At 73.8% G+C, this 26809-nt stretch carries 25 protein-coding genes; 14 read left to right on the top strand and 11 right to left on the bottom strand.

The genetic code is table 11. The features are described 5' to 3' along the window. Nucleotides 1–181 precede the first annotated feature (181 nt). The 6 genes from ACFW1A_RS01365 to ACFW1A_RS01340 are packed head-to-tail and all read left to right on the top strand — an operon-like array spanning nt 182 to nt 6043. Nucleotides 182–1183: a diiron oxygenase gene (locus tag ACFW1A_RS01365; protein WP_380402085.1), complete on the top strand. Its 1002-nt coding sequence runs from the start codon at nt 182–184 to the stop codon at nt 1181–1183. Further along, on the top strand, nt 1180–2115 hold the full coding sequence (locus ACFW1A_RS01360; protein ID WP_380402082.1) for a flavin reductase family protein: 936 nt from the start codon (nt 1180–1182) through the stop codon (nt 2113–2115). The genes ACFW1A_RS01365 and ACFW1A_RS01360 overlap by 4 nt, the downstream gene beginning before the upstream one ends. A 34-nt stretch (nt 2116–2149) precedes the next feature. Continuing rightward, nucleotides 2150–2950, top strand: a complete 801-nt coding sequence (locus ACFW1A_RS01355) for an arylamine N-acetyltransferase (protein ID WP_380402079.1) — start codon at nt 2150–2152, stop codon at nt 2948–2950. 4 nt (nt 2951–2954) lie between these two features. After that, the gene (locus ACFW1A_RS01350) at nt 2955–3524 is read left to right on the top strand and encodes an RBBP9/YdeN family alpha/beta hydrolase (RefSeq protein ID WP_380402076.1); all 570 of its coding nucleotides are present in this window, start codon (nt 2955–2957) and stop codon (nt 3522–3524) included. Then, a complete protein-coding gene (locus tag ACFW1A_RS01345; RefSeq protein WP_380402073.1) occupies nt 3514–4743 on the top strand; it encodes an MFS transporter in 1230 nt (409 codons plus the stop codon). Before ACFW1A_RS01350 ends, ACFW1A_RS01345 begins: the two co-directional genes overlap by 11 nt. Then, entirely contained in the window at nt 4736–6043 is a 1308-nt protein-coding gene (locus ACFW1A_RS01340) for an ATP-grasp domain-containing protein (protein ID WP_380402070.1), read from the top strand. Before ACFW1A_RS01345 ends, ACFW1A_RS01340 begins: the two co-directional genes overlap by 8 nt. A gap of 80 nt (nt 6044–6123) precedes the next feature. Here the strand turns inward: ACFW1A_RS01340 and ACFW1A_RS01335 are convergent, their stop codons facing one another. The 7 genes from ACFW1A_RS01335 to ACFW1A_RS01305 all read right to left on the bottom strand — a co-directional run bounded on the left by ACFW1A_RS01335 (nt 6124) and on the right by ACFW1A_RS01305 (nt 12677). After that, nucleotides 6124–7665 carry an FMN-binding glutamate synthase family protein gene (locus ACFW1A_RS01335; RefSeq protein WP_380402067.1) on the bottom strand — a complete coding sequence of 514 codons (1542 nt, stop codon included), beginning with the start codon at nt 7663–7665 and terminating at the stop codon, nt 6124–6126. Nucleotides 7666–7846: 181 nt separating this feature from the next. After that, a complete protein-coding gene (locus tag ACFW1A_RS01330; protein WP_380402064.1) occupies nt 7847–8269 on the bottom strand; it encodes a hypothetical protein in 423 nt (140 codons plus the stop codon). Continuing rightward, nucleotides 8269–9093 (bottom strand): class I SAM-dependent methyltransferase, encoded by an 825-nt coding sequence (locus tag ACFW1A_RS01325; protein ID WP_380402061.1) that lies wholly within the window; start codon nt 9091–9093, stop codon nt 8269–8271. Before ACFW1A_RS01325 ends, ACFW1A_RS01330 begins: the two co-directional genes overlap by 1 nt. Continuing rightward, nucleotides 9090–9869 carry a DUF2071 domain-containing protein gene (locus tag ACFW1A_RS01320; protein ID WP_380402058.1) on the bottom strand — a complete coding sequence of 260 codons (780 nt, stop codon included), beginning with the start codon at nt 9867–9869 and terminating at the stop codon, nt 9090–9092. Before ACFW1A_RS01320 ends, ACFW1A_RS01325 begins: the two co-directional genes overlap by 4 nt. Then, complete coding sequence (locus ACFW1A_RS01315; RefSeq protein ID WP_380402055.1) at nt 9866–10903, bottom strand: DUF3419 family protein; 1038 nt, start codon at nt 10901–10903, stop codon at nt 9866–9868. The genes ACFW1A_RS01320 and ACFW1A_RS01315 overlap by 4 nt, the downstream gene beginning before the upstream one ends. Beyond that, entirely contained in the window at nt 10900–11298 is a 399-nt protein-coding gene (locus tag ACFW1A_RS01310) for a DoxX-like family protein (protein ID WP_380402052.1), read from the bottom strand. The genes ACFW1A_RS01315 and ACFW1A_RS01310 overlap by 4 nt, the downstream gene beginning before the upstream one ends. Before the next feature lie 86 nt (nt 11299–11384). Beyond that, nucleotides 11385–12677, bottom strand: a complete 1293-nt coding sequence (locus ACFW1A_RS01305) for an ATP-binding protein (RefSeq protein WP_380402049.1) — start codon at nt 12675–12677, stop codon at nt 11385–11387. Between the two features lie 326 nt (nt 12678–13003). Between ACFW1A_RS01305 and ACFW1A_RS01300 the strand changes: the two genes are divergently transcribed. From ACFW1A_RS01300 to ACFW1A_RS01290, 3 genes are all read left to right on the top strand, one after another. Then, nucleotides 13004–13399 carry a nuclear transport factor 2 family protein gene (locus tag ACFW1A_RS01300; RefSeq protein ID WP_380402046.1) on the top strand — a complete coding sequence of 132 codons (396 nt, stop codon included), beginning with the start codon at nt 13004–13006 and terminating at the stop codon, nt 13397–13399. 565 nt (nt 13400–13964) lie between these two features. Next, nucleotides 13965–15179 carry a hypothetical protein gene (locus ACFW1A_RS01295; protein WP_380402043.1) on the top strand — a complete coding sequence of 405 codons (1215 nt, stop codon included), beginning with the start codon at nt 13965–13967 and terminating at the stop codon, nt 15177–15179. 6 nt (nt 15180–15185) lie between these two features. After that, the gene (locus tag ACFW1A_RS01290; protein ID WP_380402040.1) at nt 15186–17294 is read left to right on the top strand and encodes a tetratricopeptide repeat protein; all 2109 of its coding nucleotides are present in this window, start codon (nt 15186–15188) and stop codon (nt 17292–17294) included. 28 nt (nt 17295–17322) lie between these two features. Here ACFW1A_RS01290 and ACFW1A_RS01285 read toward each other — a convergent pair whose 3' ends face one another. The 4 genes from ACFW1A_RS01285 to ACFW1A_RS01270 all read right to left on the bottom strand — a co-directional run bounded on the left by ACFW1A_RS01285 (nt 17323) and on the right by ACFW1A_RS01270 (nt 20018). Next, nucleotides 17323–17586 carry a hypothetical protein gene (locus ACFW1A_RS01285; RefSeq protein WP_380402038.1) on the bottom strand — a complete coding sequence of 88 codons (264 nt, stop codon included), beginning with the start codon at nt 17584–17586 and terminating at the stop codon, nt 17323–17325. Continuing rightward, nucleotides 17586–17975 carry a hypothetical protein gene (locus tag ACFW1A_RS01280; protein ID WP_380402035.1) on the bottom strand — a complete coding sequence of 130 codons (390 nt, stop codon included), beginning with the start codon at nt 17973–17975 and terminating at the stop codon, nt 17586–17588. Before ACFW1A_RS01280 ends, ACFW1A_RS01285 begins: the two co-directional genes overlap by 1 nt. 104 nt (nt 17976–18079) lie before the next feature. Next, the gene (locus ACFW1A_RS01275) at nt 18080–19075 is read right to left on the bottom strand and encodes an aldo/keto reductase (protein WP_380402032.1); all 996 of its coding nucleotides are present in this window, start codon (nt 19073–19075) and stop codon (nt 18080–18082) included. A 103-nt stretch (nt 19076–19178) separates the two neighbouring features. Further along, the gene (locus ACFW1A_RS01270; RefSeq protein WP_380402029.1) at nt 19179–20018 is read right to left on the bottom strand and encodes a helix-turn-helix domain-containing protein; all 840 of its coding nucleotides are present in this window, start codon (nt 20016–20018) and stop codon (nt 19179–19181) included. A gap of 301 nt (nt 20019–20319) precedes the next feature. Between ACFW1A_RS01270 and ACFW1A_RS01265 the strand changes: the two genes are divergently transcribed. The 5 genes from ACFW1A_RS01265 (at nt 20320) to ACFW1A_RS01245 (ending at nt 26740) form a co-directional block, all read left to right on the top strand. After that, nucleotides 20320–20568, top strand: a complete 249-nt coding sequence (locus tag ACFW1A_RS01265; protein WP_380402026.1) for a hypothetical protein — start codon at nt 20320–20322, stop codon at nt 20566–20568. A 131-nt stretch (nt 20569–20699) separates the two neighbouring features. Beyond that, complete coding sequence (locus tag ACFW1A_RS01260) at nt 20700–21590, top strand: hypothetical protein (protein WP_380402023.1); 891 nt, start codon at nt 20700–20702, stop codon at nt 21588–21590. A 55-nt stretch (nt 21591–21645) separates the two neighbouring features. After that, complete coding sequence (locus ACFW1A_RS01255) at nt 21646–23835, top strand: dynamin family protein (RefSeq protein ID WP_380402021.1); 2190 nt, start codon at nt 21646–21648, stop codon at nt 23833–23835. Continuing rightward, nucleotides 23832–25400: a dynamin family protein gene (locus ACFW1A_RS01250; protein ID WP_380402018.1), complete on the top strand. Its 1569-nt coding sequence runs from the start codon at nt 23832–23834 to the stop codon at nt 25398–25400. The genes ACFW1A_RS01255 and ACFW1A_RS01250 overlap by 4 nt, the downstream gene beginning before the upstream one ends. Continuing rightward, nucleotides 25397–26740 (top strand): Hsp70 family protein, encoded by a 1344-nt coding sequence (locus ACFW1A_RS01245; protein WP_380402016.1) that lies wholly within the window; start codon nt 25397–25399, stop codon nt 26738–26740. The genes ACFW1A_RS01250 and ACFW1A_RS01245 overlap by 4 nt, the downstream gene beginning before the upstream one ends. Nucleotides 26741–26809: the final 69 nt, after the last annotated feature.

The following is a 26809-nucleotide window of genomic DNA, read 5'->3' as shown; positions in this document are numbered from 1 at the left end:
GTCGACCGGCAATTTCCTGCCGGTTTCCCGGTCCGGGCCGCCAATAAGCCCCACGAATCGGGCGATCCTGCCGACCGGCAAAATCCTGCCGCTTGACGACGGTATTTTCCCGATGGCAGCATCACATTCCATCAAGTGGACGTCAGACGACGACCAGCGCAGTCACCTGAAGGTTTAAAGCATGGCACTGCAATTCGCGAGCACGGCGAACAGAACCGTTCTCGCCCGCAGTCACACCCGTCGCCTCGACCAGGCGATCGTCGACTCCGGCTACCGCAGCCGCTTCCGCACCTGGGAGCGGGTCGCCACTGTCCGAAACAACCCGGTCCGGGAACTGGACGACAGCGGCGAACTCTTCTTCAGCCCCGAACTCGTGCCCGCCCTGGCGCACCCGATCCTGGCGCAGGCCGACCCCGCCGTCCGTGAGACCGTGCTGGTCCACCGCCTCTACGAGTACCTCAGATTCACCATCGACCTGGAGCAGAGCGCCGTCATCCCGGTCACCGGCCACATCAGCCGCGGGATGTCCGGACTGGACCTGCCCGAGCCGATGCGGCTGGACGCGTTCAAGATCGTCACCGACGAGGCCTGGCACGCGCAGTTCACCTACGAGATCCTGCGCTCGGTGCGCGAGCGCACCGGCGTCGCGCCGGCGCTCCCGCAGACGCCGACGTTCACCACCGAACTCGCGCGGATCCACGAGGAGCTGCCCGGCGAGATCCGCGGCATGGACGAGCTGCTCTTCGCGATCGTCAGCGAGACGCTGATCTCCTCGATCCTCGACGAGCTGCCCAAGGACACCCGGCTCCCGGTCGGCGTCCGGGACATGGTGGCGGACCACGCGGTCGACGAGGCCAAGCACCACTCCTACTTCTCGACGCTGCTGCGCCACCTGTGGCCCGCGATGACGCCCAAGGAGCGCGAGCTGGCGGGGCCGTACATCCCGCGCCTGATCTTCGCCTTCCTGGAGCCGGACTACCCGAGCACGGCGCTGGGACTGCGGGCCTCCGGGCTGACGGGCGCCCAGGTGGAGCAGGTGCTGAGCGAGGTCTACACCCGCGACAAGGTGGTGGGCGACGTGCGCCGCAGTGCCGCGCCCACCCTCCAGTACTTCGTCGAGGCCGGCGCCCTGGACCACGGCGCCACCCTCGAAGCCTTCCAGGAAGCGGGGTTGGTCACGTGAGCGCGGCCGCATCCGTCCGGGCCGCGCGGACCCTGACGCCGACCGTCACCCAGTACTGGCTCGGCGGCGCGCCCGGCGGCACGCCGCTGCCGCCCGCCCGGCCCGGCCAGCACGTGACGCTGCGGGTCGGCCCCCGGGTCAAGACCTTCACCATCCTGTCGGTCCGGGACGAGGGCTACGAGCTGGCGGTGCGCAACCGGAGCCGCGGCGACCGGCGCGACCACCTGTCGCCCGGCCTGCACGTGGGTGCCGCCCTGCGCATCACGGCCCCGAAGGGGCAGTTCACCGCCGACAGCCGCACGCCGTTCACCCACTTCCTGGCCGGCGGGGTGGGGATCAACCCGATCCTCGCGGTGCTGGCGGCGGGCCGGCTGCGGGACTGGCAGCTGGTCTACGTCGACCGCGGCGCGGACGAGTTCCCCTTCCTCGACCGGGTCCGGCAGTTGGCGGCCGAGCAGCACGGCACGGTGCGCACCGTCGACACCGCCGCGGCCGGGCGCCCGGACTGGGCCGCGATCGTCGCCGCGATCCCGGCGGGCAGCACCATCGGCGCCTGCGGGCCCGCCGGGATGCTCGGTGAGGTCCGGGCCGCCGTGCAGCAGGCGCCGGGCCCACGGCAGTTGATCACCGACGGGTCGGCGGGCGGCACCGGCTCCGAGCTGCCCGACTCGGTCGAGGTGGAGTGCGTGAAGACCGGCGTCACCTTCCGGGCCGCACAGCACCAGCCGCTGCTCGACGCGTTGAACCGCAACGGCGTGGCCGTGCCGTCCTCGTGCCGCCAGGGCATCTGCGGCACCTGCGAGATCGAAGTCCGCACCGGCCGGATCGACCACCGCGACGAGGTGCTGACCGACGAGGAGAAGGCCGAGTCCGGCTACATGCTCCCGTGCGTGAGCAAGTCGATCGGTGCGCGGCTCGTGCTCAACGTCTGACGCCGGCGCTCCCCCCACCACCAGAGAGACCCCCGTGAACCAGCTCATCGCCGGCTACGCCGGCCGGATCGGCCTGAACCTCCCGTTGGAGCCGACCCTCGAGTGCCTGCGCCAGTTGCACGCGGCACACCTGTACTCCGTCCCGTTCGAGAACTTCAGCATGCACGCCAACGCGGCGCGGGGCCTCGGCGACGAGGCGCTGCACGACGCGATCGTGGACCGGCGCCGCGGCGGCATCTGCTTCGAGACCGGCCGGCTGATGCAGCGGCTGTTCGAGGAGTGCGGCTTCGCCCACGAGCTCCGCCTGGCCAGCGTCACCACGCCGAGCCGGACCCCGGCGACCCACCAGGTCTTCGTGGTCACGATCGACGGCGAGCGGTGGCTCTTCGACATCGGCTTCGGGGCCCGGGGCCCGCGCGGACCGGTGCTGCTCGCCGACGGCGCGACCGCCGACCACCCCGCGCTGTCGACCGGGGTCCGCTTCGACGAGAGCGGCGGCGTGCCGGTCTGGACCGTCTCGATCGTCGAACACGCTGTCAACTCCGAACAGTGGCAGGACATCTACGCCTTCGTCGACAGCCCGGTGGCGGCCGTCGACCTCGACATGGCGCACTTCTACACCACTGCGTCCCCCAACAGCCTGCTGAACCGGCACAAGGTGGCGAGCATCCCCACCCCGACCGGCCGGGTGAGCGTGCGGGACGGACACCTGACGATCGTGCACAACGGCAGCAGCACCACCACCCCCGTCGAGGACGAGGCCGAGCTGCTGGAGCTGCTCGACCGTCACTTCGGCCTCGCCGTCCCCGCGCGGGACCTCACGCTCGAAGGGTAGGACCATGCACTTCCTGACCGTACCGGGCTACACCGGATCCGGCCCCGACCACTGGCAGACGCACCTGGAGCACGACTACGCGGGCTTCTCCCGGGTGGTCCAGCGCGACTGGGAGACCGTCGACCGCGACCGCTGGGTCGCCCGGCTCGACGAGGTGGTGCGCGGCATCGACGGCGAGGTCTTCCTGATCGGCCACAGCTGCGGCGCGGTGACCGTCGCCCAGTGGGCCGCCGCCCGCTACGACCACCGGGTGGTCGGGGCGCTGCTGGTCGCGCCGGCCGACATCGACGCGCCCGACGCGCTGCCCGCCATCCAGCCGCAGGCACCGCTGCCCACGTCCGAACTGCCGCTGCCCACCCACCTGGTGGTCTCCGACGACGACCCGTTCCTGGCGCTGGAGCGGGGCCACGAACTGGCCCGGGCCTGGGGGAGCACCCTCGAAGTCGTGCCCGGTGGCGGACACCTCGCCACCCGCGACGGCTACGGCCGCTGGGACTACGCGGCCCACCTGATCTCGCGGCTCACCGGAACCGCACTCGAACCGACCTCGGGACGTGTCCCCCTTGCGCAGTGAGCTCGCCGCGGTGCCGCGGCCCGTCTACTTCTACCTCGCCGCCTCGTTCTTCATGGGGCTGGCCAACACCATCTTCGACGTGGTGTTCAACTTCTACCTCGCGGACCGGGGGATCGGCGAGGGCGACGCGGGCGTCATCTACGCCATCGCCACCGGCGCCATGGCGGCGGCGGTGGTTCCGCTGCTGCTGCTGCGCCGGATCCTGTCGCAGCGGACCCTGCTGATCGGCTTCTCGGTGCTCTACACCGTGCCGTTCGCGGCGCTGCCGTTCGTCGCCTCGATCGCGTCCGCGTCCGTGGTGCTGAGCCTGATCCTGGCCGGCATGCTCGGCCTGCTGTCGGTGGGCAACGCGATGGCCGGCGCCCAGGTCCCCGAGACCGCCCGGACCCGGCTGTTCAGCACCTTCTTCATCTGCTACCTGGGCGCCGGCGTGGCCGGCTCCGCGCTGGTCTCGGTGGTCGGCGGGTGGCTGCACACCAGCGACCTGGAGAAGTACCGGTTCTTCCTGCTGCTGTCGTTCGCGGCGGCCTGCGTGATGCTGGTGCTGCGCCTGCCCTCGGCCCGGCCGGTGCCGCAGGCGGCCGCCGCCGCAGGCACGCTGACGGAGCCTCAGGATCCGGGCGAGAAGCGCAACTTCGTGGCGCTGTTCGTCGCCGCCGGGTTCCTGGGCGCCTCGATCGCGCTCTTCTTCCGGTTCGCCAACGTGCTCTTCGCGCAGGTCTACCACCTCCCGGTGGGCGACATCTCGCTCATCCTGGGCAGCGACAAGGTCGTCAGCATCATCGGTGCGATCTTCGCGCCGGTCCTGGTCAAGCGCTTCTCGCTGCGGCCGAGCGCCGCCTTCTTCGGGTGCCTGGCCGTGGTCGGCCTCGTGCTGCAGACGCTGACCGTCCCGCTGGTCGTGTTCGTGGTGCTCTACCTGTCGCGGCTGCTGTTCAACTACTGCCTGATGCCGCTGCTGGACACGGTGGCCATGTCGGGCTTCGCACCGGCCCGGCAGGTGGTCTCGATCGCCCTGCGGCAGTCCTCGTTCTACCTGGGCGGAGCCGTCGCGGCGGCCGTCTACGGCGCGCTGCTCGGCGCGGGGCGCTGGCAGGCGGCGCTGTGGGTCTCGGCGGGCTGCGCCCTGGTCGGCTCGCTCACGATGATCCTGGTGCGGACCCACGAACCCCGACCCACCCGCAGTGCGGACGAAGAGAAGGTGCTGGAGCATGCTTGACCTCGACAACCGCGACGCCGCGGCCGCCGTGGCCGCCGACGGAACCGCGACGGGCACGCTCGTGGTGGTGGACCCGTACTCCAGCGGCTCGGTGCTGGCCCGGCGGGCGAGGGAGCGCTACGGCGTGGCCGCGGTGGCCGTGCTGACCTCCGAGACGCTGCCGCCCGCGCTGGTCGCGACCTACCCCGCGGCGGACTTCACCGCCGAGGTGCGCTTCTCCGACCCGGCGGCGACCGCCCGGGCGGTCGAGGACCTGTGCGGCGGGCGCCCGGAGTTCCTCGTCTGCGGGTCCGAGCCGGGGGTGGAGGCCTTCGACCTGCTGGCCGCGCACTGGGGAATGCGCCCCAACTCCGGCTCCTCCGAGGCGCGGCGGGACAAGTTCCTGATGCAGGCCCGGCTGCGCGAGGCCGGCGTGCGGTACATCCCGCACCACAAGGGCGCGGACACCGCCTCCGTGCTGGACTGGTGCGCCGCCAGCGGGCTCGCCGAGTACGTGGTGAAGCCGGTCAAGTCCTTTGCCACGGACGGCGTTTACTTCTGCTCGGACCTGGCCGAGGTGCGGGCCGCCTGCGAGCGGCTGTTCGGGCGGCTCGACCTGGCGGGCGAGCTGATCACCGAGGTGCTGGTCCAGGAACGCCTGGTCGGACCGGAGTTCGTGGTCGACTCGGTCTCGCTCGACGGGTCGCACTTCGTCGTCGACATGTTCCGGTACACGAAGGAGACGGTCGACGGGAACCCCGTCTACCGGGCGATGACGGCCGTGGAGGTCGGCGACCACCCGGAGATCACGGCCTACGTGGAGCAGGTGCTCACCGCCCTGGGCATCGAGAACGGCCCCGGGCACAGCGAACTGATCCTCACCGCCGACGGACCGGTGCTGATCGAGACCGGCGCCCGGATGCACGGCGGCCTGGGCGCGAAGCTCGTCGACGTGTCCTCGACCCACTCGCTGATCGACCTGACCCTCGCCGCGCGGATCGACCCGGCGGAGTACCGGCGCCGGACCGGGGTGCGGCCGTCGCTGCGCAAGGGCGTGGTGGAGTGCTTCCTCTCCTCGCCGACGGCGGGCACGGTCACCGCGAACCGGGTGCGCGAGGCCTGCGCCGGCCTGGACAGCTTCCTGTTCGACACCTGCGCCCAGCAGCCGGGCGACCGGATGGAGCAGACCGTCGACCTGATCACCTCCTACGGCCGGGTGGTCCTCGCCAACGCCGACCACGAGGCACTCGCGCGGGACACGGCCGTGGTCCTCGACCTGGACCGGCGCGGCGCACTCGTCGAGGTCCGGCCGGACGCGTAGGGCCCGACCGGCCCGGGACCGGAGCCCCGGGGAGTCGCAGCCGACTCCCCGGGGCTCCGGTCGCACGGGTCGACGGTGCGTCAGACCGCCTTGCGGAAGGCGGCCTGCTGGGTGAGGACCAGCGCCGTGATCTCCTCCGCGAGCTGCGGGCCGAGCTCGCCCCAGCCGTCCTTGTAACCGTAGACACCGGCCAGGGTGCGGGCCTCGTAGTCGCCGTTCATGATCTCGACGTCGTCGGCCGTGATGAGCCCGGGGTGGGCGACGCCGAGGGCGGCCGAGACCTTGACCAGCTCCCGGCGCAGGGTGCGCAGGTAGACGGCGGCCCGGGTGGCCTTCGAGGCCGGGTCCAGGCCGCGGGCCAGCCACGGGTTCTGGGTGGCCACGCCGGTGGGGCACTTGTCGGTGTGGCACTTCTGCGCCTGGATGCAGCCGATCGACATCATCGCCTCACGGGCCACGTTGACCATGTCGGCGCCCAGGGCGAAGGCGACGGCGGCGTTCTCGGGCAGGCCGAGCTTGCCGGAGCCGATGAAGGTCAGCTCGTCGGTCAGCCCCAGCTCGGCGAAGGTGCCGTAGACCCGGGAGAAGCCCATCCGGAACGGCAGCGCCACCGAGTCGGCGAACATCCGCGGCGCCGCACCGGTGCCGCCCTCGCCACCGTCGACGGTCACGAAGTCGACGCCGCGGTCGCCGCGCGCCATCAGCGTGGCCAGCTCCTGCCAGAACCCCAGCTCGCCCACCGCGCTCTTGACCCCGACCGGCAGGCCGGTCTCGGCGGCCAGCAGCTCGACGAAGTCGAGCATCGAGTCGACGTCGCCGAAGGCGGAGTGCCGCGACGGGGAGGCGCAGTCCTGGCCGACCGGGATGCCGCGGATCGCGGCGATCTCCTCGGTCACCTTGGCGCCCGGCAGCATCCCGCCCAGCCCCGGCTTGGCCCCCTGCGAGAGCTTGATCTCGATCGCCCGCACCGGGGCGCCCGCGACGACCTCCTTGAGCTTGTCGAGGTTGAAGGTGCCGTCCTCGTTGCGGCAGCCGAAGTACGACGTCCCGATCTGCAGCACCAGGTCGCCGCCGTTGCGGTGGTACGGGGACAGGCCGCCCTCGCCCGTGTTGTGCATCGCGCCCGCGAGCGCGGCCCCCTTGTTGAGCGCCGTGATGGCCGCGCCGGAGAGCGAGCCGAAGCTCATCGCGGAGATGTTCACCACGCTGGCCGGCCGGAACGCCTTGGCCCGCCCGCGCGGCCCGCCCAGCACCTTGGCCGAGGGGAGCGGGGCCTGCGGGTCGTGCGCGTCGGGCAGGGCGCCGGCGAAGGTGCGCTGCTTCAGGTAGGCGTGTCCCTGGACGTGCTCGACGTCGACCTCGGTCCCGAAGCCGAAGTAGTTGTTCTCCTCCTTGGCGGAGGCGTAGATCCAGCTGCGCTGGTCACGGCTGAACGGGCGCTCCTCCTCGTTGGAGGTCACGATGTACTGCCGCAGCTCCGGCCCGATCGTCTCCAACAGGTACCGGGCGTGCCCGATCACCGGGAAGTTCCGGAGCAGTGCGTGACGCTTCTGCATGAGGTCGCGGGCGGCCAGAAGCGCCACCGCGGTCGCGGCGACGGCGCCGATCCTGCGGGCGTGCATGAACGTTCCTCCTAGAGGCACGGCTCCACCGTCGTGGGGCGCAGCCGTGGTGCCGGGTCGGGCGTGGCGTCGGGCGACGGGCACGGCCGATCAGGCGTCGAACGTCCCCCGAGGAATGCGCCTCGATAGTAGGAGGCCCGGCCCGGCGGCCGGTGGTCAGGGTGCCGGTCGTGCCGGTGGGTCAGGAGACGTGCAGCAGGGCTGCCGCGAAGACCGCGGTGACCCAGGTCCAGAGCGCGGACAGGATCAGGTGCGCGGCCGTGCGGAACCGGTCGCCGCGCCAGAGCCGCGGCGAGAAGTACGCGAACTCGGCCAGCCAGCGGGCGCCCCAGAAGACCGTCTGGCCGGCCAGCAGGGTGGTGCCGAGCGGCGTGCCGGCCAGTAGTTCACGGCTCAGCAGGAGCGGGAGCAGGCCGAGCAGCACGCAGGTCAGCCCGATGAAGAACAGGTGGGCGTAGGAGACCTGGCGGGTCAGCAGGGTGGTGCCCGCCAGGTCGCCGGGCCAGCCGATCAGCCGGGGGAGGACGGCGTGACCGAGGCCGGCGCCCACCAGGACGGCACCCACCAGGCGCAGTTGGGTGTCGAGGAGCAGGAGCTGGGACATCAGTCGGCCTTCCGGAGGGCGAACGCGGTGACCAGCCCGGCCAGGCGCCGTTCGGTGACCACGGTCAGGTCCGCGGCCGCGGCCAGCCGCAGCCATTCGGCCCGGGGCAGGAAGTGCCAGGCGCCGGGCCCGTACACCGCGATGTTCGCGGCGTCGCGCAGGTGCTCCACCAGGAGCAGCGTGCCGCCCGGGCGCAGGGCGCGGGCGCACTCGGTGAACAGCGCCAGGCGGTCGGCCCGGTCGCGCAGTTCGTGGGCGGCGAAGACGGCCAGCACCGTGTCCAGGGCGCCGTCCGGCACCGGCAGCCGGTCCGGCCGGCCGGGCACCGTGCCGGGCGCGGGCGGGACGCGCCGGCGGGCCCGGCGGATCGAGCCCTCGGTGGTGAGGGCCGGGTCGTACAGGTCGACGATCCGCTGCGGTGCGCCGGGGTGGTGGGCGGCGACCGGTCGGCTGGTCTCGTCCAGGCCGGCGGACACCACGAGGTGGTCGCCCGGGCCGGCCGGGAGCAGCTCGCCGAGCCAGCCGTAGGACTGCAGGTCGGAGCGGTCGTACACCCGCCAGGTGGCGAGGGTGCTGCTGGCCAGCCAGGCCGTGGCGAGCAGCGAGCCCGTCCGGACCAGTCGGGCGGCCGGGCCCGGGAGCCGCGGGGCGAGGGCCCAGCCGCCCGCCGCGGTCAGGCAGCCGGCGGCGTACCGCGGCCAGTTGTAGCGGAGGACCTCGCGGACGCCGGAGGAGCGCGGCGGGGTGCCGGGCCGGGCGGAGGCCGGCGTCGGTGGGGGCCCAGTCCGCGGGAGTGGTGCGGTCGTCGGACGCGGGGCGGTCATCGGTGGCCCCCGTCCAGGGCGCAGAGCCGGCCCGGCTGCCAGCCGTAGTCGAGGTTCGCGACGTGGAAGGCGTTGGCGAGCACCGGCGTCGCACCGGCGAAGGGGCCGTGGTCGAAGAAGGTCAGCCGGGGCACCTCGACCGCGACCGGCACCGGCTCCCAGTGCGTCCGGACGGCCTTCACCACCAGGACCGACCGGGTCTGCGCCTCGTACTCGAAGGTGTAGGGCAGCGGGCCGGCGTACCGCCGCGCGTGCTTGGCGTCCGCGAACGGGCTGCCCGCCGGCAGCGGTGCCGGGGTGCCGGTGAGCGCGGCCCGCACGTGCAGGTCGGCCCGGCCGTCGGCGCTGACCACCTTGAACTCCAGCGTCCGGTCGACCACCCGGGTGCCGATCCGGGCCAGCCGGTAGTTGTAGCGGGAGAACGTGTTCCCGCCCAGGGCCATCAGCCGGTTGTCGGTGTCGCTGCGCAGGATCCGCAGGCCGCGCATGGTGCGACCCCCGGGCGTCGGGAAGCGGCTGAAGATCCGGTACCCGGTGAGCAGGAAGTCGCCGCCGAGGCCGGACGGCAGCCCGGCGGGCCGCAGGGCCCGGGCGTCGACGACCGCCGCCGCGACGAAGCCGTGCTCGGTGCCGGTCGGGTCGGTGTACGTGTCCAGGGCCAGTCCGGGCGGCAGCAGCGGGCGGAGCAGCTCGGGCGGCAGCGCGTAGGTGAGCACCAGCGAGTGCGCGAAGTGCGTCCGAATGGGCAGCGGGTGACGCTGCAACAGGTGCCTCACGAGAAGTCCTCCTCCGACGGTCCGACGCGGGCCACGCGGACCACGCCCCACAGCATCGACCGGTCCTCGGCCGCCAGGCCCGGGCCGGCCGGCCCCGGCTCCCGTACGCTCCGCAGCACCACCACGCCGCCCGGCCGCACCGCGTGGCGGACCGCCGCCCGCAGCCGCCGGGCGAACTGCGGGTCCGGGCCGTCCAGCACGTTGGACAGGGTCACCGCGTCGAACGCGCCGGGCGCCGAGCGCTCCAGCACCTCGGCCACGTCGCCCAGCACCAGGCGGACCGGGGGCACCGGGGGCACCGGGGACACCGGGGGCGCTGCGGGCACAGGTGGCATCGGCGGCTTCGGCAGCACTGGCGGTACCGGCGGCATCGGCGGCACCCGGTCCGGGGTGCCCGCGTCCGGCAGCTCGCGTCCGGCGAACAGGCGCCAGGCCCAGGGGTTGGCGGCGTTGGGGTGGCGACCGACCGCCCGGGCGATCCGGCGGCGCAGCACCGTGTCGAACCCGGGCGGGAGGACCCCGCGGAACTGCGGCCGCAGCGCCAGGGCGAGCGAGCCCGCCGGGCGCAGGGTGAGCCGCAGCAGCCGGCGCAGCCCCGGGCCGTCCAGCGAGCGGTGCCACTGGCGGGCCTGCTCGACCGGGTCCGCCAGCCGCAGGAACCGCTCGACCGCCGCCGGTCGCCAGGCCGGCAGCAGGGCGCCGGCGGTTCGGCGGCCGAGCCCCAGCAGGCGTTCGGCGGAGCCGTCGACCGGGTGCGCGGGCCGACCGTCGCCGCCCGCTGCGGGCTCCGTCAGCCGGGCCCGGGCGTAGGCGAGCTGGGCCGGGTTCAGGTCGACCGCGGTGACCCGGTACCCGGCCGCCGCGAGCGCCGCGGCGGTGTCACCGGCGGAGGCCACGCACAGGACCCGCGCGCCGGGTGGCGGGAAGGCGGCCAGTTCGATGCCCGGGTCCTCGTACATCCGGCCGAACAGGACCCGCGGACCGCCGGCCTGAAGCGCGGTCAGGCGCCCGCCCGACCACGGGTTGGCGCTCATCCGGCGGCCGTCCGGGGTGCGGCGGCCGGCTTGCCGGCGACCAGCCAGACCAGTGCCAGCAGGGCCAGGTCCTGCACCACCAACCGTCCCGGCTCGGGGATCTGTGCGGCGCCGAAGAGCAGCCCGCCCGCGTTGAACCCCACCACGAGCACGGTCTGCACCACCGCCGCCGCCCGGGCCCGACGGCCGGTCAGCACCCACACCCCGAGCGCCACCTCGGCCAGGCCGATCGCCAGCAGCAGCGGTGTGACCGCCCACCCCGGCAGCAGCGGCAGACCGGCGACGATCTCCCGCTGATCGGCCCGGCCGGGCCACACCTTGCACCAGAAGCCCTCGTACCACCACACCAGCGCGACCGCCGCTGCGGGCAGTCGGATCCCCCCGGACCTGATCATCGGTCGTCCTCTCGCTCGGCAGTAGCATGACCGATAAGTTGAACATGTTCAACTTGCGGTCGGCGGGCCGTCGGGAGGGTCCGGGCTCACACCCGGGCGTGGGAGGAGATGTCGGCGGTGAACTCGTCGACCATCGCGCTGGTGACGGTTCGGCGGGACTGGGCGAGCGCGGCGAGGAAGTCGGCGGTGCTCGCGCCGGCGGGCAGCTGGTCCGCGCCGGTGGGCGGGGCGACCGTCCCGTCGGCGGCGAGATCGCGTTCGAAGGCCGCCTGTGCCGCGGTCCGGGCCACGTGCCCGATGTCGGCCGGCGTGAACAGTTCGCTCGCGGCGACCAGGGCCGCCACGTCCACCTCGGCGCCGTGCCCGGTGTACCGGGACCAGATGGCCTCGCGCGCGGCCGCGTCCGGCGTGCCGATCGGGATCACGTAGTCGAACCGCCCGGGCCGCAGGAACGCCGGGTCGAGCGACCGCACCGAGTTGGTCGCGCAGACCAGCAGCCGCTCGTCGCGCTCCCGGAACCCCGGGATCAGCTTGAGCAGTTCGTTGGTGACCCCGTGCATCGCCGACGATCCGGTGCGGACGGGGGCGATCTCCTCGACCTCGTCGATGAAGACCAGCACCCGCTCCAGCTCGGCGATCCGGGCGAACGCCTCCCGCAGCCCCGCCGCGAGGCTGCCCTCGTCCGCGAGCCGCGAGGGCAGCAGTTCCACGAACGGCCAGCCGAGCCGGGAGGCCACCGCCCGGGCGAAGGTGGTCTTGCCGGTGCCGGGCGGGCCGAACAGGGTGATCGCGCGCGGCGGCTGGACGCCGTGCCGGGCCGCCCGCTCGGGTTCGGCCAGCGGCAGCACGACCCGGCGCTCGATCAGCGTCTTCTCCGCGGCCATCCCGGCCACCCCGTCCCACAGGCCCGCCGGCAGCAGTCGCCCGCCGAGGTCCGCCAGGGCGTCGGCCGAGCCGCCCGAGCCCGGCTCGGTCTTCTCGAAGTACCCGACCGCCGGCCGCCGGACGTAGCCGGCGTTGCGCAGCCCGTCGCCGAGCAGTTCCTCCTGCGGCAGCACGTACGCGATCCGCCGCACCCGGGCCTCCACCAGGCGGCGCTCCAACTCGCGCAGCAGCGCGCTCGCCAGTCCGCGTCCCCGCCACGCCGGGTGGATCGCGATCCGCATCACCCAGGCCCGCTCGCCGCCCACCTGCGCCAGGGCCGCCCCGACGGGCACCGAGCCGTGCACCGCGACGACCGCGGGCTGGCGCTCCGTCAGCGCCGCGATGCACTCGGCCAGCGAGAAGACCGACTCCTGTCCGAGGTCGGCGGTGCTGTCGATCAGGTGGACGACGCCGGCCAGGTCGTCCTCGCGGTAGTCGTGGATCAGCCAGTTCACCGATGCCCCTCTCGGATGCGTGCCGGATGCCTTCCGGTGCCGGGGACCCTAGGCGGGGTGGGCGGTCGTGGGCCCGCGCCGACCCGGACAACGGGGCGTGCACGAACCGTACGGACGGGCGGTGGCGCTGCGGGTGCACCGGGGTGGGGAGGAGTGCACCGGGGTGGGGAGGGGTGCGTGGGGGTGTGGCGGGGTGCACGGGGGTGTGGCGGGGTGTGCCGGGCCTTGTTCGGGCGGCGGGCACCCGGGTCGCCGGTCCGGCCGCCCGGTGAAAGGCTGAAAGGACCAGCCATATTCGCTGTTGTCCTGGAAGGTGGCGAAGAGCCATGGCTGAACACCCACACGCCGCGCTGATCCGCAAGGGGTACGAGGCATTCTCGCGGGGCGACATGGACACCCTGAGAGGGATGATGACCGCGGACTGCACCCAGCACGTCCCGGGCAGCAGCACGATGTCCGGTGACTTCAAGGGCGTGGACGCCGTTCTCGGCTACTACGGCCGGCTGGCGTCGGAGACGGCCGGTTCGTTCCGGGTCGAGATGAAGCACCTGTTCGTCGACGGCCGGGGGCACGTGATGTCGGTCCACCGGTTCACCGCCGAGCGGGGCGGCAAGACGATCGACATGACGGGCGGCATCGTCTTCCGCGTCGTCGGCGAGAAGATCACCGACCTCGACGAGTGCGTCGAGGACATGGCGGCGGTCGACGCGTTCTGGGGCTGACCCGACGCCCGCCCGGCCCGATCCACGCGCGGCACCGGTCCGCGTTCCGCAGAAGAGCTGCGGGACGCGGACCGATCGCTGCGGGCGGCCGGGCGGCGGGGGTGGGCCGGTGATTGCTGGTACCTGAACAGGCTTATGGTGCAGGGGAGTTGTCGAGCATCGCGGAGGGCTGCAGCGTCCTTCGGTCGGTGCGGACCGGTGATTTTTTGCGACCGCCGGGAAGACAGAACCTGCAGCTCAGATGAATGGAATCCTAAGAATCGATCTTCTGCATCCAGATCGGCTCATGCCAGAAGCATTGACATGGCGTACTCACCACATGACTCTGAGTACCGCCCGGCCGCTGGTCGGGCTGCCGTCGGACCCTGGAGGTTCCTGTGAAGTCGACTGCCACCATGAAGAAGGCCACCAAGAAGATCACCGTCCGCCGCACCGGGGACGTGCGTTTGACCTCGGCCCCCTGCGACACCCCGTACTACCGCTCCGCCTGACGGTAGCGCGGCGATCCGGCCCGGGCGCCCCGGTTCCCCGGGGCGCCCGGGTGTCCATCACACAGGGGAGTGACGTGAGCCAGGGCCCACTTGCGGTGCACGAGTTGAGTTATGTCCCCGAAGGCGACGACGTGGTGGTCGGCCGGCTGGAGACCGGCGCCTACGCCGTCTTCCCCTCGGACGGAGCCGAGTTGCTCAAGCGCCTCTCCGCCGGGACGCCTCCCGAGGAGGCCGCCGCCTGGTACGAGGAGACGTTCAGCGAACCGGTCGACATCGACGACTTCGTCGCCACGCTCCACGAGTTGGGCTTCGTCCGCGAGGACGCGGCGCCGACCGGGCCCGCCGTACGGCTCCGCTTCCAACGGCTGGGCCGGGCGGCCTTCTCGCCGTTCGCCTGGCTCTGCTACGTCGTCGTGCTGGCCGGCTGGGTGGTGACCCTGGTCCGGCACCCCGAGGTGCGGCCGGCCGCGTCGCAGATCTTCTTCACCCGGTCGCTGCTGGTGGTCCAGGTGGTGATCACCTTCGGCCAGGTCCCGCTGCTGCTGGCGCACGAGGGCTTCCACCTGCTGGCCGGTCGGCGACTGGGCCTGCCCACCAAGCTGCGCCTGAGCAACCGGCTCACCTACATCGTGGCCGAGACGCAGATCAACGGTCTGATGAGCGTGCCGCGCCGCCGACGGTACCTGGCCTTCCTGTCCGGCGTGCTGCTCGACGGCGTGGTGCTGGGGATCCTGGTGATGGTCGCCGCGGCGAACCGGCAGGCCGACGGCAGCCTCCCGCTGAGCAGCCGGGTCTGCCTGGCCCTGGGTTTCACCGTGCTGATGCGGATCATCTGGCAGTTCCAGCTCTACCTGCGCACCGACCTCTACTACGTCTTCGCCACCGCGCTGAAGTGCTACGACCTGCACGACGCGAGCAAGGCGGTGCTGTGGAACCGGATCTGGCGCCTGCTGCGCCGCCCGGAGCGCCAGGCCGACCTGAGCCGGTGGACCGAGCAGGACCGGCGGGTCGGCGCCTTCTACGGGCCGTTCATCGTGCTCGGCTTCTGCGTGCTGGCCGGGATCACGGTGAACGTGAGCATCCCGGTCACCGTCCGGTACTTCAGCCTCGCCGCCCACTCGCTGGGGGCGGGCCGGTTCGACGCCCACTTCTGGGACTCGCTGCTGTCGCTCTCCATGAACGTGGCCCAGACCGTGGCGCTGATCGTGCTGGCCCGGCGCAAGCGCCGTGCCGCCCGCGCGGCGGCCCCGGCGGCGGCCCCGTCCTCGAACTCGCCGATCGAAGGGTGAACTGACATGGCCGGTCATCGCAGGATCGTGGGCGCGAGCCCGGCAGCCCGGCTCCGGCTGGCCACCGAGGCCGGGGCCGACCGCGCGGTGGTGGCCCGCTGCCACCGGCGGCTGCGCGGACCGTACACCGGCGTGGACACCGTGCTGCGCGCCGTGCTGCCCGAGGCGGTCCGCCGGTGGCCCGAGCTGGTGGAGCACCACCGGGTGGAACTGCTCTACGGGATGCCGGAGTTGGCGGAGCTGATCGGCGCCGCGCCGCAGACCCTGCTGAGCGAGACGGACTTCGAGGAACGCACCCGGTTCTTCGGCGCCGCGATGATCCGCTGCATGAGCCAGGGCGTCGTCTCCTTCCTGATCGGCTACGCCCGCCGGGTGCGGTCCGGCGGCGGGCTGCCGCCCTACCTGGTCTTCGACGAGGTGGACCAGGCGGAGCCGACCACCCAGGAGCTCATCGCCCTGCTGGTCCGCCGGGCCGATCCGAAGCACCTGCAGGTGACGGTCTGCGCAGCCGCGGGCCCGCTGCCGGACGAGCTGGAGCAGGTCCTGGCCCGCTGCGCCGACCGGGTCGACCTGGCGGGCCCACTGTCGGCAGCCGGCAGCGAGCACGAAGTGGAGCGCGGCGATGCCGAGTTGGCCGAGGCGTACGTGGCCGGTGACGGTACCGGCGTGGACGCCGCGGAGCTGATCGCCTACCAGCGCCTCGACCCCGCGGCACGGGCGCGCCTGCACGACCGGCGGGCGGACGCGTTGGAGCAGGCGTCGCCGAGCTGGGGCATCAGGGTCGGCGCCCTCGCCTACCACCGCGAGCACGGCAGTGACCCGTCCGGCGCCGGCCGGCTCGCCCTGTTCGCGGCCCAGCGGTACTGCGTCGAGGCCGGGTTCTCCGCCTCCGTGCTGGACCTCGGCCTGCGCGGGCGCGCGGTCACGGACCCGATCACCGACCAACACGACTTCTGGGACTTCAGCCACCAGGCGGCGGCCGCCTGCATCTCGCTGAAGCGGCACGCGCAGGCGACGGAGCTGTACCTGGACGTGCTGCGGCGCTACACGGATCCCCGGATCCACATGATGACCAGCTACTCGATGGCGATGCTGCACACCCGCTTCCTGGAGCCGCGCGACCACGACCAGGCGCTGCGCTGGCAGAACAACGCCATCGCCATCGCCGGCCTGCTCCCCGACCCGGCTGACCGGCTCAGCTTCGGCGTCTTCCACGACAACGCGCTGGCCCTGATCCAGATGCACCGGGGCAAGCTGACCGAGGCCCTGGAGCTGATCGAGTCCTGCATCACCCGGCTCGACGCCGAGCTGACGGACGACGAATGGAAGCTCCACCGCTCGCAGTTGCTCTACAACCGGGCCCGACTGCTGACCGCCACCGGCCGGCTGGACGAGGCGTTCGCCGACTTCACGACACTGGTCGACCTCGACCCCTACTACACCGACTACCTCTCCGAGCGGGCCCGGATCCACCGGATCCGCGGCGACTACGCCGCCGCCCTCGCCGACTACGACCGCGCTGTCGAACTGGCTCCACCGTTCCCGGAGTTGTACTACAACCGCGGAACGGCACGGGTGAGCGTGGGAGACACCGCCGGCGCGCTGGAGGACTACGCCTACGTCCTGGAGATGGAGCCGGACGACATCGACACCCGCCTCGCGCGCGCCGAACTGCTCCTCGAACTGGAGGACTTCGACGCCGTCGAGGCCGACGTGGCGGCCGGTCTGGAACTGCGCCCCGAGGAGCCCCGGCTGCTCTGCATGCGCGGCACCGTGCTGCTGGAGCGCGGCCGGCCCGCCGAGGCGTTCGAGGCGCTCGACGCGGCCGTGCAGCGCGATCCCAAGTACCCCGCCGCGCTGCTGAACCGGGCGGTCGTGCAGTACCAACTGGACCGCTACCAGGCGGCGGTGGCGGACCTGACCGTCCTCCTCGACCTCGTCGGCGACGACCCGGACGTCCTCCTCAACCGCGGCATCGCCTACCTGGCCGAGGGCCACCCGGCGCTCGCCCTGGCCGACCTCGACCATGCGCTGACCCTGCCGGGCGCGGACGTGCCGGAGCTGGAGGAGCAGCGCGAGCGGTGCCTGGCGCTGGTGGGGGGCGGGGAGGAGTGACGGACGCCGGTGCGCCGGACCGGCCGAGCTAGTCGATCCCGGGGTGCTGGATGGGGCGGTTGCGGTACAGCGTTCGCTTCTTCGCCCCCGCTCGGGAGGGGGCGTAGCTGAACGCCGTGGCCATCACAGTGCGGTCCGGCGGAAGGGTGGCGTTGATCCGCACCACGTGCGGGTGGGCGAACCGCTCCACAAGCGGGAGGTGCATCCAGACCCGCAACCAGATCGGATAGTCGTGGATGCGCAACGGGAGGCTCTGGACGTCGACAAGGTGGTTCCAGCCGGTGATCCGCATCAGGGGGACTCCTCTGGTGGGCAGGGTTGGTTCGGGGTGGAGGGTCGGGCGGCGTACTCGTCGGTGAGGATGTCGCAGGTGCAATAGTCGCCCGTGCACGGGCTGCCGGTCTCGGCCCCGTACGGACCGATCCCGTTCATGAGCCGGAGCACCTCGGCGCGTTCCGCCACGGCGAGGGCGGGCAGCGAGGTCCGGGGTGGCAACCGCCGGGCGACGGGAGGGTCGTCCAAGTCGCCGACAACTCGAGCGTCGATGAACAAGGTGAGGAGCGGACGCTCGGGAAAGTCGTTGAGCCGCAGGACCCACCAGTGTCCGGCGTCCCGGGCTGCGTAACGGAACACACGTGTGCCGGTGTCGTGCCAGGCCACCTTTGAGGGCAGTGGCGTCATGATCGATCCTCCGGGCCGGTGAAGCGGACAGGTGCTGCCCGAGCCTGACGTACCCGGGCTGGATCTCGACTACCGCCCGACTGCCCTCGGGTGGTCGGGCCGGTTCAGGCCCAGGGCAAGGTGCTGCGGGTGCTCCAGTACTGGGCGGCCGGCTGGGCGAGGGTGGTGAGGGTGGTCAACTGATCCGGGGTGACGGTGAGTTCGGCGGCGGTGAGGTTGGAGGTCAGCTGGTCCTCGGTGGCCGCGCCGGAGAGGACCAGGTCGGCCCAGGGTTGTGCGGCGGCCGCGGCCAGGGCGAGGGCGTCGCAGGAGGTGCCGGTGCGGGTGGCGAGTTCGCGCAGGGCGGCGGTGTCGGGGCCGGTGGCGTTGCGGTCGGCGAGGCGGCCGTTGGCCATGCCCTCCTTCACCACCACCAGCCAGCCGGCCCGGTGCGCCGCGGCCAGGGCCGGGGCGGCGGAACGCTCCAGCAGGTTCCAGGTGGCCTGGACGGCGGTGAACAGCGGCTCGCCGTCGACCGTCACCGCGAGGGCGGCCCGGACGGCCTCCGCCTGGGCCGGTCCGCTGGTCGACAGGCCGACCCGGACGCCCTCCGCCGCCAGTGCCGCCAGGCGGGCGTGCAGCTCGGGATCGGTCAGGGCGGGGCTGTCGGGGGTGACCGAGTGCACCAGGTACACGTCCAGGTGCCGGCCCAGCCGCTGCCTGGTCTCCTTGATCTGACGGTCGAACACCGCCGCCGAGTGCTCCTTCACCTCGTGCACCGGAACGCCCGAGGCGCGCCAGTCGGCGGTGTAGGTGTAGCCCCACTTGCTGCCCACCACGACCTCGGCCGCGGCCTCGGGACGGGCGGCGAGCCACTCCCCGACGAACTCCTCGGCCCGGCCGTAGGAGCGCGCCGCGTCGAAGTACCGCACGCCCGCCGCGTACGCCGCGTCGAGCAGGGCGTGCGTCCGCGCGCGCATCGCCTCGACCGTGCGCTCGGCCGGCAGGTCGAGCTCGCGGCCGAGCGTGATGTAGCCGGGCCGGCCGGTGGCGGCCGTGCCCAGCCCGAACCGCGTGATCGGCGGGCCGGCGGGAAGAGCGGTGGTGCGCGGGGTGGGCACTGGGCGGGATCCCTCCGTCGACAGGATTGCGTCGCAGCTCAGCCTATGCGGCCCACGGACGCTCGGTCCGGTCGGCGCGGCTGCCGGGCGGCCCGGGGCCCGATTACGGCGCGCCGGTCGCTCGAAGGCGCGTGATGAGCTCATCGGCAGCGGCGAGTCGCTGCTTGACGAGGTCCAGTTCGGCGCGGTGGCGCACGCGTTCGTTCGCCACTGCGGCAGCCAGGGCAAGGCGGTCCCGTTCCTCGGACCGGGCCCAGGCGAACTGCAGCTCGACCTGCCGGGTGAAGAGTTCGTTCTCCTCCTCGGCGATCTCCAACTGGTCCTCCTGCAACTCCTGGAGCTCCTGGCGCAAGTGAGTGATGCGCCGGCCCAGCTCGGCACGGAGGTCCTCCAGGGCCGTGATCTTCTCCTGCAGGTCCTGGGCCTTCTCCCGCCGCAGGCGCACGATGTCCGCTTCCACGGCGAGGTGCCTCTCGAAGGCCGCGCTGAGCTCGATGCTGGCCTTCCGGCGGCGCTCGGTGATCTCCTTGCGGAAGTCGTGGAGCTCGTCGCGGGCAGCGTCGAGCTCCGGCAGACCGGCGCCACCGGGCGGCAGCGAGAGACGAACCCGGCTGCTGCGCGGCGCGGTGGCGGACTCCGTCCGGCTCGCCCGGCGGTCGGCGGCGTGCAGCCGGTCCAGCCTGATCCATTCGTCCTTCCACCGCTGCACCCGGTCCTCGTTGCGACCGGCGGGGATCACCTCTCTCCGGCCCGCCTTCTGGGCGTCGGCGAAGCCGTGCAGGACCTGTACCAGGCGGATCAGGACCTCCTGGGTCGGCAGGCGCCTGCCGCTGAGCAGGTCGCTGATCGTGGAGGCAGGCAGCCGCTCCCCGCCGCCGGCCGCAGCCGCGGCCTCGATCTGTCGGAGCGACGGCTTGCCGCCCGATCCGCGCAGGGTCTCCACCCGATCTATGAACGTGGCGAGCGCCTCGTCGAATCCCGGGGCCGGTTCTGCCGGTCCCGCGCCCAAGTGTTGCTTCACCCATGCTCCCTGACGATCCTTCGGGGATGCACCACAGTAGGGCGTCCGCCGGTGGGGAGTCGCGCACATCGGACAGGTCCGTACGGTGGTGCCGTCCAGGTCCCGGCAGGGGCCGGACAGCGTCGTGCATCGCTGCACAGTCCCCCGTCCGCCCCCGTCCGGTAGCGGCCGGGCCTGTGCGGGGAGCTGGCGGGGCGAGCTGGGTGAGAGCTGGAGTGAGGGCATGGAAATCGATGCGAACAGCCCGCACCCGTCCGTCGCCGGCCCCGGCTCCCACACCGCTGCCGGACCGGTACCGAGCCCGGAACCGACGCCCACCCGGGAGCGCCTGCTGGACCTGGTGGCGCTCCTGCTGCTCATCGTCCTGGCCACGGTGGTGTTCGCCGTGGCGGGCCCCACCGCGTTCGCCGCGGTCAACGGTGCGGGGGTGGGCCTGTTCGCCACTTGGCGCGCCGCTCGGCCGCGGCGGTGACCCCGAGCGGCGCTGGGGAGCGGCCCGCGAGCAGGAATCGTCGGCATCCAATGCGCGATCGCGGGAAGGCTAGAGGTCGTTGTCACCGGAACGGGCGGCGGGCTGCCGTCGGCTGACACCTGGGAGGGGCCATGAGTGACGACGGTTCGGGCGGCGGTGGGGACTTCGACACCGGGTCCGTGGACTTCGGGCCGGCCGGGGCAGACGGCGGGTGGCACGACCACGACCCGTACGTGGATCACGACTTCGGGACGCATGCGGACACCGGCGGGGCGGATCCGTGGCACGACGCCGGCGGCGCCGCGGACCCCTGGGTCTCGCCGGCGGAGCCCGCCCACGCCCCGGAACCCGTTTCCGGGTCGGGCCTCGATCCCGTCCTGTTCCCGGACCTGGACGTCGCGCTCGAGGTCGTGCCCGCCGTGGTGCCCGGGTTCGGGTACGACCCGCACGACGGGGGCGTGGTGGGCGACACGTTCTGGAGCGAGCAGCACTGGCACGAGCAGGAACGGCCGGACACCTGTGCGATCGAGGCCCAGGGCATGGTGCTGGCGGACCTGACCGGGAGCCGCCCCACCGAGGCGGAGCTGACGGCGGTGGCGCAGGAGCACCACTGGTACCTGCCCGGCGGGGGGACGCCGCAGGCCGACGTGGGCCTGCTGCTGGAGCACTACGGCCTGGACGCGCACACCCACGAGAACGCCGGACTCGCCGACATCGAACACGCCTTGTCCGAGGGCAAGGGGGTCATCGCCGCCGTCTCGGCCACGGTGCTGGACGGGCCGCCCGGGCCGGACACCCCACTGGCGCAGATACCGGGGCTCCCGGTGCTGCCCGCCGACCACGCCGTCCAGGTGATCGGGGTGGACCGGACCGACCCCGGCTCGCCCGTCGTGGTGCTGAACGATCCGGGCCAGTGGATGGGGGAGGGCGCACGGGTCCCGCTGCACCAGTTCCTCGACAGCTGGGCCGGCTCCGGCCACTACCTGGTGACCGCCTCCAGACCCGACACCACCCAGCCGTGACCGCACCCGCACCCGCGTCCCGGCACGGGGACGGGGAGATGACCTTGGGGGTTCCATGCGCGCCTTCGGCGACCTGCGCCGCGCCGTCCTCGACCTCTTCGACCGGATCGAGGCGCTCGCGGCCGCGTCGGCCTACGCGCCGCGCGCCGCGGTCGACCGCGCCGCCGCGGCCCGCACCCGCGTCGAGGAGGGCCGATTGACCGTGGTGGTCTGCGGCGAGTTCAAGCGCGGCAAGTCCACCCTGCTCGGTGCGCTGCTGCGCGAGCCCGAGCTCTTCCCCGCCGACACGCTGCCCGCCACCAACGCCGTCACCGTGGTCCGCTGGGGTGCGACCGAGACGATCACCGCCGTGCTGGCGGACCCGGGCGGGACGGGGGCCGAACGCCGGATCCCGCTCACCAGGGACCGGATCGCCGAGTACGTGACCGAGGAGGGGAACCCGGGCAACGCCCGCGCCGTCGTCGCCCTGGAGATCGAGACCCCGCTGCCCGCGCTCGACTCGGGCCTCGTCTTCGTCGACACCCCGGGCGTCGGCGGCGTCCAGGACGAGCACACCGCGACCACCCTCGCCTTCCTGCCGAAGGCGGACGCGCTGCTGTACGTGCTCGACACCGAGCGGCCGATCCTCAGCAGCGACATCGACTTCCTCGACCGGGCGCTGTCCTCGGCGCGGTTGACCGGCACCGAGGACAGCCTCGTGGCGGTGCTGACGAAGCTGGACCTGACGACCGAGGCGGCGGTGCTGCTCCGCGAGGCGGAGGCCGCGCTCGCGGCGCTCGCGGGACGGCCGGTCACGGTAGTCGGCGTGTCCGCGCGCGCCGAGGCCCGCCACCGGCGGACCGGGGACCCGGCGGCCCGGGCCGCCGGGAACTTCGCCGCGCTCGAGTCGGCCCTGTGGGACGCGCTCGGGCGACGGCGGGTCAAGGCACTGCTCGGTGACGGGCTGGGCGCGCAGCAGGAACTCGCCCGAGCCGTGCTCGCCCCGCTCGACGCCGCCGAACAGGCGGCCCAGGACCGCACCGGGAAGGTGCTGGACGACCTGCGCCGCCGGGCGAAGGACCGCAGCGACCACCTCGACCGCCTGCAGGCCAACCGCGCGCAGTGGGAGGCGACGCTGAACCAGCGGCTGCAGGAGGCGGCGGACACCGTCGCGTTGACGGTGCTCACCAAGCTGGAGGCCAACTGGACCCGGTTCCAGGAGGTCTACCTGCCGGAGGCGCTGACGACGGGTGACACGGACCGGCTCACCGAGCGGCTCGCCGCCGACCTGTCGGTGCTGCTCGGCGACGCGCTCGCGCTGGCGGACCGGGCCGCGGCCGCGGCCGTGGCGGCCTTCGGCGTCGAGGCCGGGATCACGGTGGCCGCGCCCGCCCCGCCGGACCTGCCGACCGTCCCGCCGCCCGCACTGCCGAACGCCCCCGGCTTCGTGCCGCAGTCGATCAGGAACAGCGGGATCCTGGTCGCCCGCAGCACGGCGGCCGCCAGCAGCATCGGGGGGACCGTCGGCGGCGTCCTCGGCTCGCTGCTGCTGCCCGGCCTGGGCACGGTCGGGGGTGCCGCGCTCGGCAGCGCGATCGGGTCGGCCGTGGGTGGCGTGCTGGGGTACCGGAGCTCGGCGACGATGGTCCGCGACCAGCGCACCGAGACGCGCCGGACCAACCTGCTGCGGCTGTTCCTGCCCAGTCACCCGGCCCAGCAGGCACACCTGCACGGCCTGCTCAGGATGCGCTTCGCGGCGCTGCGGCCCGCCGCGGTCGGGGAGTTGCGCAGCCGGATCGAGAGCGAGCGGCAGGTGGCGCAGAACACGCTGCGCGCGCTGCGGGACGAGGAGCAGGCGCAGCAGGCGCGGCGCTCCGCGGACAGCAGGGCCCACCGCGAGCAACGCGCCCCGCTGGAGGCCTTCCTGACGGAGAACGCCGCGCTGCTGAAGGAGGTGCTGGGGTTCGGGCGGCCGGCGCAGGCCCAGCAGCCCCCGGCGGGCGCGGCGGCCGGTGGCGCTCCCGCCGTCTCGCCGGTCCCCGCTCCCGCCGTCTCGCCGGCCCCCGCGCCCGCCGTCGTGCCGGCCCCCGCTCCCGCCGTCTCGCCGGCCCCCGCGCCCGCCGTCGTGCCGGCCTCCGCGCCCAGCGCCGTGCCGGCCCCCGCGTCCGGCGCTGTTCCGGTCCCCGCGCCCGCCGTCGTTCCGGTCCCCGCGCCCGGCGCCGTTCCGCCGGCGACGGGTGACGACGGCAGCTGGGCGGACGAGTGACCGTCCGCGCCCGGGCCCTGCGGGCCCTGGACACCGCCCTCGCGCAGCTCGGCCACGACCCGGCGCTCGCCGGAGTCCGCACCGCGGTCGGGGTGCTGCGCGACGACTTCGCGCGCACCATGCGCGTCGCCCTCGTCGGCCGGGTCAGCTCCGGCAAGTCGACCCTGGCCAACGCGTTGCTGGAGGGCGACTTCGCGCCGACCGGGATCCTCGAACTCACCTACAACGTGACCTGGTTGCGCCACGCCCCGGACCCGGCGGTCACCGTGCACTTCCGGGACGGCCGGGCGCCCGAGCCGCGCGACCTCGCCGACCTGGCGGCGCTCGCCGCCCGCACCCGCACCGGCCACGAGAGCCCTGCCTACCTCGCCGCGATCTCCCACCTCGACGTGTCCCACCCCAACCCGCGGCTGCGCGGCTACGACCTGATCGACACCCCCGGCCTCGACGCGCTCGGCGGCGACCCGCAGGCCGCGAAGACGCTCGCCCTGCTGGGGCGCAGCGCTGCGGAGGTGACCCGCGAGACGGCCGCCGTCGCCGCGCGGGCCGACGCGATCGTGCTGGTCTTCCCGCGGGCGGTCTCGACGACCGACGCCGCCGTGGCCGCCGACTTCCTCCAGGGCGGGAGCGGCGGTCCGGTGGACCCGGTCGCGGTGGTCGGAGCGCTGACGAAGATCGAGCACCACTGGCCCGACCACGATCCGCTCACCCAGGGCGCCCGGGACGCCGCCCGGCTCATGCGGTGGCCGCAACTGCGGCGCACGGCCTACGAGATCCTGCCCGTCGCGGGTCGACTCGCCGCGGCCGCCGCCCGGTTCACCGAGCAGGACCACGCCGGGCTGGCCGAGCTCGCGGCGCACCCCGACCAACGCGGCCTCGCGGCCCGGGCGGAGAATGCGCAGCTCTTCGCGGCGGCCGACAACGGGCTGCCGCTGCCCGCCGACGTCCGAGCCGGGCTCTGGGAGCGGTTCACCGGCTGGGGGCTCGTCACGGCCTGCGGGCTCATCCGCGAGGACCCGGGGACGAGCGCGGAGCGGCTGCGCGGCGAACTCGCCGAGCGCAGCGGACTGACCGGACTGCGGCAGCTGCTGGAGAGCCACTTCGCCGCCCGGGCCGACGCGATCAAGCTCCACCGGACCGTCACCCGCGCGCAGGGCCTGGCGGACGGCCCGGCCGCCCGGCTGAGCCCGCGTCAGCGGGACACCGCCCGGCGCGTGCTGGCCGGGATCACCCGGCTGACCCACGACCACGCGCTGCGGGAGCTGGGCGTACTGCGCGCCCTGGCCCTGGGCGAGTTGCAGCTCGACGCCATCCGGACCACCGAACTCGCGCGCCTGTGCGGCCGGTTCGGGGACACCGCAGCCGCCCGGCTCGGTGCTGCGGCCGACGCGGGGCCGTCCGAGCTGGTCCGGCTCGCCGGCGAGGGCCACGCCCGGTGGTCGGCGGCCGTGCTGGACCCCTGGCACCGCGCCGCCGACCTGGCCGCCTGCCGGACCGCGCTCGCCGTCTACGACGGCCTGCTGCACGACCTCACCGGAACCGCCGAACGGAGTCCCTGCCCGTGACCGAGCCCATCCTCGCCGTCGACTTCGGCACCACCACCACGGCCGCGGTCCTGGTGACCGGTGCTGGGACGCAGGGTGTGGAGGAACCGTCGGGCCGCGGCCGGACCTGGCCGTCGGCCGTGTACGCCAACGGCGCCACGCTCCTGGTCGGCAGCGCGGCCCGGGCCGAGCGCCACGTGCACCCCGAGCGGTTCCGGGACGCCTTCAAGCCCGAGCTCGGCGGCGACCGGCCGATCCGGCTCGGCGACCGCTCCTTCCCCGTCGTCGAGCTCGCCGCCGCCGTCCTGGCGGCCGTGAAGCGGGCGGCCGAGCAACTGCACGGCTCCCCGGTCGACCGGGGCCTGTTCACCGTCCCGGCCGAGGCGGCCCGGTACCCGGCCCGCACGGAGGCGATGGTCGAAGCGGCGCACCGGGCCGGCTTCGAGACCGTGGAACTGCTCGCCGAACCGGTGGCGGCGGCGCTCGGTCCGCTCGGCGGAACACCGCCGGCCGCGGGCTCGCTGCTGCTGGTCTACGACCTCGGCGGCGGCACCTTCGACACCGCGCTGGTGCGGGTCGACCGCGACGGCCACACCGTGCTGGGCCAGGCGGGCATCACCGGGGGAGGCCGCGAGCTCGACGCCGCGCTGTACCGCGAACTGGCCGCCGGCAGCGGGCCGGAGCTCGTGGCCTCGCTCGGACGGCCCGGCACTCGCGGTCGGCTCGCGGACCTCACGGTCGGGCTGCGGCACCGGCTGACCGACACCCCGTTCGCCGAGCAGTCGTTCGACCTGGCGGGCGCGCCGGCGGGCGGGGTCCGGCTGTCGGCCGGGCGCACCCGGCTGGAGGCGCTGGCCGCACCGCTGCTCGCCGACACCGTCGCCTGCGTCCAGGGCCTGTTGGCCGGCTGCGGGGTGGGGCCGGCCGAGGTGACCGCCGTGCTGCTGGCGGGCGGCCTGTCCCGGATGCCCGCGGTCGCGCCCGGGCTGCGCGCACTGGGCCTGCCGACCGTCAGCACACCGGATCCGGAGCTGGCGGTGGTGCGCGGAGCCGCGGTGTTCGCCGCGGGGGCGGCCCGACGGGTGGCACCGGCCTGGCCGCAGGAGCCCCGCGAGCGGCCGATGCGCTGGCGGCTGCCCGGTGACTGCGGCACCCTCCTGCACTGGCTGCTCGCACCCGGGGACCGGTACCGCACCGGGCAGCCGATCGGACGGGTGCGGCTCGGCGACGGCGCGGTCCTGGCCCTGTGTGCCGAGGCGGACGGCACCGTGGCCGAGGTGCACGCCGCTCCGGGGACGACGGTCTGCACCGGCGACTGGCTGGTGACGGGACTGGCGGACGCGGCCGGACCGAACGCGTGAGCCCGGACGCCCGAGAGGCGGGCGGCCCGCGGGCGGACCCGCCAGGACCGACGACAAGGGATCCGAAGG

Origin of the sequence: Kitasatospora sp. NPDC058965 (genome assembly GCF_042741245.1) — a bacterium.
Taxonomy (GTDB): domain Bacteria; phylum Actinomycetota; class Actinomycetes; order Streptomycetales; family Streptomycetaceae; genus Kitasatospora.
This window is presented reverse-complemented; position numbering and strand designations above follow the sequence as displayed.

Excerpts from the sequence above, each read along its gene's own strand:
- ACFW1A_RS01330 (WP_380402064.1), bottom strand. The coding sequence starts at position 8,269 with ATGTCCCAGCTCCTGCTCCTCGACACCCAACTGCGCCTGGTGGGTGCC.
- ACFW1A_RS01325 (WP_380402061.1), bottom strand. The coding sequence starts at position 9,093 with ATGACCGCCCCGCGTCCGACGACCGCACCACTCCCGCGGACTGGGCCC.
- ACFW1A_RS01310 (WP_380402052.1), bottom strand. The coding sequence starts at position 11,298 with ATGATCAGGTCCGGGGGGATCCGACTGCCCGCAGCGGCGGTCGCGCTG.
- ACFW1A_RS01365 (WP_380402085.1), top strand. The coding sequence starts at position 182 with ATGGCACTGCAATTCGCGAGCACGGCGAACAGAACCGTTCTCGCCCGC.
- ACFW1A_RS01285 (WP_380402038.1), bottom strand. The coding sequence starts at position 17,586 with ATGCGGATCACCGGCTGGAACCACCTTGTCGACGTCCAGAGCCTCCCG.
- ACFW1A_RS01350 (WP_380402076.1), top strand. The coding sequence starts at position 2,955 with ATGCACTTCCTGACCGTACCGGGCTACACCGGATCCGGCCCCGACCAC.
- ACFW1A_RS01280 (WP_380402035.1), bottom strand. The coding sequence starts at position 17,975 with ATGACGCCACTGCCCTCAAAGGTGGCCTGGCACGACACCGGCACACGT.
- ACFW1A_RS01255 (WP_380402021.1), top strand. The coding sequence starts at position 21,646 with ATGCGCGCCTTCGGCGACCTGCGCCGCGCCGTCCTCGACCTCTTCGAC.
- ACFW1A_RS01265 (WP_380402026.1), top strand. The coding sequence starts at position 20,320 with ATGGAAATCGATGCGAACAGCCCGCACCCGTCCGTCGCCGGCCCCGGC.
- ACFW1A_RS01335 (WP_380402067.1), bottom strand. The coding sequence starts at position 7,665 with ATGCACGCCCGCAGGATCGGCGCCGTCGCCGCGACCGCGGTGGCGCTT.
- ACFW1A_RS01290 (WP_380402040.1), top strand. The coding sequence starts at position 15,186 with ATGGCCGGTCATCGCAGGATCGTGGGCGCGAGCCCGGCAGCCCGGCTC.
- ACFW1A_RS01260 (WP_380402023.1), top strand. The coding sequence starts at position 20,700 with ATGAGTGACGACGGTTCGGGCGGCGGTGGGGACTTCGACACCGGGTCC.
- ACFW1A_RS01315 (WP_380402055.1), bottom strand. The coding sequence starts at position 10,903 with ATGAGCGCCAACCCGTGGTCGGGCGGGCGCCTGACCGCGCTTCAGGCC.
- ACFW1A_RS01340 (WP_380402070.1), top strand. The coding sequence starts at position 4,736 with ATGCTTGACCTCGACAACCGCGACGCCGCGGCCGCCGTGGCCGCCGAC.
- ACFW1A_RS01300 (WP_380402046.1), top strand. The coding sequence starts at position 13,004 with ATGGCTGAACACCCACACGCCGCGCTGATCCGCAAGGGGTACGAGGCA.